Annotated in this window: 3 protein-coding genes and 1 pseudogene; all 4 read right to left on the reverse strand. The window is 24.2% G+C overall.

Going from position 1 to position 4142, the window contains the following annotated elements:
• Positions 1-920: 920 nt before the first annotated feature.
• Positions 921-2060: a hypothetical protein gene (locus tag D9R21_RS04635; RefSeq protein ID WP_126821290.1), complete on the reverse strand. Its 1140-nt coding sequence runs from the start codon at positions 2058-2060 to the stop codon at positions 921-923.
• Positions 2061-2317: 257 nt separating this feature from the next.
• A complete protein-coding gene (locus D9R21_RS04640) occupies positions 2318-3616 on the reverse strand; it encodes a hypothetical protein (protein WP_126821291.1) in 1299 nt (432 codons plus the stop codon).
• Positions 3617-3640: 24 nt separating this feature from the next.
• The gene (locus tag D9R21_RS04645; RefSeq protein WP_126821292.1) at positions 3641-3889 is read right to left on the reverse strand and encodes a hypothetical protein; all 249 of its coding nucleotides are present in this window, start codon (positions 3887-3889) and stop codon (positions 3641-3643) included.
• Positions 3890-3900: 11 nt separating this feature from the next.
• Positions 3901-4142: pseudogene (locus D9R21_RS04650) on the reverse strand (integrase core domain-containing protein); the annotation flags it as partial.

The raw sequence follows: 4142 nt of genomic DNA on the forward strand, positions 1-4142 counted from the left end.
TAATGTAAGTATCTTTTTCAAATTTCATAATACATATGCTCCTTTCTGCGGTTTTGAGCGAATTTAAACCCCTTATCAGCGTTGATATTATCCAAAATGTAGGCCAACAAACCCAATCATATTCTTTTTGATTATTTAAACGCTAATATAGTCTTATATAAACTGAATTTTTTGTTATTTTGATATATTAAATAAAAAAATAGGTAGAATGACTTTTTATCACTCTACCTATACACAAAAATTAAAAAATGTTATAATTTAACCAAGAACCACCACAACTGTGCGGTTCAGTTAAATTATATCAGACCCTAGTAATTGGTTGCTTAGACCGCTTAATAGGTGTATAGAAGAATGACTGCTACGTCATTTTTCTTTTTATTTAGTTGTTTTAATTCTATCACAAATGTGCCGATAAAATATTTTTTTATCACTCCTTTGCGAAAACAAATAAAAAGGGAAATAACAGACCGCCATTTCCACAAACAAAATTATAATAATTGATACAACACATTCTAAGTTAAATAAAATATGTTAAAATTGTCTATGGAAACACACGTTGTTCAAATTTATTGTGTTTCCGTTTTTAAATTGTCACAGCAATTAAATTGCTAACAAATTTATTATATAGAAAATTTAAAAAATATTCAAATATTTTGTTAAAAAATAAAACCACCTTAGTAAAATAAGGTGGTTTTATTTAAACCTAAATTAAAGGTTATGTATTTTAAAATACATCTTGGTTAATATAACATAATTTAATTGATAATATTAAATTCTCTAACACTGTATTCAAGTTCGTTATTATGTTTATTCTTTTTTTCCATAATTTATGTTTCCTTTCTAAGCCTTTATAACACATTGAATTCATATTCTTTATCATTAAAATAATGTTCAATGCGTTACAGACAATGATTTTAAACTTACTTGTTTGTTTTTGTTATTTCGCGGGTTAGTTCTAATTCATGTTCTTTGTTTTGTTCGCGTTGCTTTGCGATTTTGTTAATAGCACTTAATTTTCAGTTTGCTTCTTCTTTGATATTTTCTATACAAACTTTTAATTCGTCGTTTGTCATTGTTTTAAAAGTTTTCTCATATTCGCGTTGACGAATATATGGTAATGTTTCTTTTAATCTTTCAACTCGTTTATAAGTATGTAAATCTTCGTTATCAAAATGACCTTCACGAGTTAAAGCAAGTTCATATTTACTTAATCGGCTTCAATCAATGTTTTTTAAAACTGGGTTTTGATTAAATAGTTCTCGTAAATCATTATTTGTTTTAATTAACCGTTGTTTAGTAATAATTCCTTTTGATCCAATTTTTCCCTTTGGATGAATTTGCACTCTTTCTTGCCCGTTTTTCATATCATTTGTAATTGTTTGCTCGCGATTGCGTGGTAGAAAATGATAATGAAAGTGGGGGTTTGTTTCGTCCGTGTGTAAGTATATTCCGCGTAAATCGTCGCTCAAATCTTTAATTAGATAATTTTTAACAGTGGTAATTCATTCTTTTTGGATAATATCAACATTTGTGGGTGTCATTCCTTGTTTTAGTAAACTGGTTCTTGTAAAAGTAATTACATTGTCAGCTTTGACAATAGATTTTACTGTAATAGACTTGTTTAACCCTTTTTCGTGGGCTTCTTTGATTTGTTGGCGATATCATTGGTTATCGCGATTAATAATGTTGATTTTATCTTCTTGAGTTAAATCATTGTTTTTTTTAATTACCCAGTTATTATTTTCATCACGAAACATATATTCATTCAGATATGTTTTATTGTTGTCAATGTTTTCATTTTTGTAAACATCGTTTTTACTAGCGCGTAGTTGTTCAATTGCAATGCCACTGTGTAACTTTTCTAAAGAAATTTTCCTTAAATTTGGTGCGACAGATAACTTATAATTTGTTTTATGGCGTGTATTTTGTTTTAGTAAATAATTAAAGTTATTAATAATATATTGACTATAAGTTTTGTTGCTTTGTCGTGGGAAAAAATTATTTCCTTGAATATTTCGATTGTTTGGTGATGAGTATTTTGTTAAAAATATTTTCATCATTTTTTGAAGTTTATAATTACCATATAGTTTCTTGTTTCGTGAGATGTTGCGATAAAAGGTTGCTTGTTTTTTCTTGCCGATAGTGTTGTTGTACATAAAGGTTCGTTCCTTTCTAGGTAATTTTTGTTGATATTAATTGTTTATTGGTTGTTATTTATTATATAATTTTAATTTATTAGGGTATAAAAAATTTTATACCCTAAAATAAAAAAAAGATGTTTTTAATAAGTAAATTATATCAAAATAAAAATATTTTGTTATTTAATTAATATTTTATTAAAGTTATCTATTTTTTCCGCAATATCGTTACTATTAATTTTATAAAAATTAATAGTTTGTCTTGTATATTCCATAAAATAAATATTTCTATTAAAATAATATATATTCAAAATTTCATCATCACTATCATACAAATTATTATGTTTATTAATCTTTATTTTTTGATATTTCATTGTATTTGGATTAAACGTATATATTCCTCTACCAGATCCAAAATAAATATTACCGTTTTTATCATATCTAAGACAATGTGAACTAGGAATTAATTTTATAATTTTATAATTATAATCTAAAATGTATGTTTGATATAAACAACCAATATAAATATATTTTTTATCAAATCAAATATAATTTACTTTATCATCTTTATTTAAAAATTTTATTTCATTTATTTTTGTAGCTGTTGCTTCCCCTTGTTTTAATACAAAAGCACCATTATTTGTTCCAAAATAAACATTGTTATTTTCATTAACAACAAAAAAATTAACATAACTAGTTAAATTATTTATTTTAGTTGGTATATCTACATTACTTTTTAAAACATATGTATTATCCAAAGTTGTAAAATATAAATTATTTTTTTCATCAAACCCTAATGTTTTTTTATAAAAGCCATATTTTTTAAGATATTCACATAAAAATACAGTATTTTCACCATTTTTTAAAATATATAAACCATTATTTGAATCAAAATAAACATTGTTATTATTATCAATCATAATATTAAAAATACGTTCATTTATTCCGTTAATTTTTTGTGCAGTATTTTCACCATTTTTTAACACATATACTGCACCACCACTAGAACCAAATGAAACACTATACATTGCAAAATAAAGATTATTTTTTGAATCAAAATTAGCATATCAAATATTAGAACTATTAATATTATTAATTTTTATTATTTTATTATTTTTCTTGTTTAAAATATATAATCCGTCATCTGTTATAAAATAATATTTATTATAATTATCTTTAAAAAATGAAATTATTTTACTTTTTATATTATCAAAATTAGTTATTGATTTTTTCATTTTTTGATAAACATCTAATTCTTTTTCAAAATTAATATTTCTTTTATTTCTTACTAAATTTGTTTGTTGTAGCATTAAGTTTTCTGTTTTTTCTTCAACTTTTTCTGGTTGTAATGTTTTTATCTTTGGTATTCTTTTTGTGTTTATTGTTGATATTGCTTTTTTTGAATCACAAGCAATAACACCGCTTGCTGTGGTTGTAGTTAAACTAACTAAAACTAATATGCTTATTAGTTTTTTCATTTTGTGTTTTCCTTCTTTCTGCTTTTATTTTTGTGCTCCTAATTCTCCTTTTTCGCGGTTATTACCAATTGCTTTAATTTCAATTGGATTTGTTTTAATATTTATAATTGTACGTTGATTACTCCCAATTGTAAACAAACACAACCCCGTTGGTTCACTAGCGATAATATCTCTTTGATATTGGTTTAATCTTCCACTAGCTGAAATTAAATCATCATAATCGTTTAAATCGCTTGGTGCTAAATGATGAACAAACTGATAGACTGCACCCATTTTAGTAAGTACTAATAAAAAGTATTTACTATTTTTTTTATTATATCTTTTTCTTTACGATTTGAATATCATGTATTTCATTTTATAACATCTTGTATATATTCTTCATGTGAATTATATATTTTATTATGGATTGTAGCTTTCTTAAGTAATGAATGAAAACTTTCTATAACAATATTATCTGCACAGTGGTATTTTTTACCCATTGAAATTATAATACCGTTAGAGACACATTTATAGTGATAAATAGCGG

It is taken from the genome of Spiroplasma endosymbiont of Megaselia nigra (assembly GCF_003987485.1).
Lineage (GTDB): Bacteria > Bacillota_I > Bacilli_A > Mycoplasmatales > Mycoplasmataceae > Spiroplasma.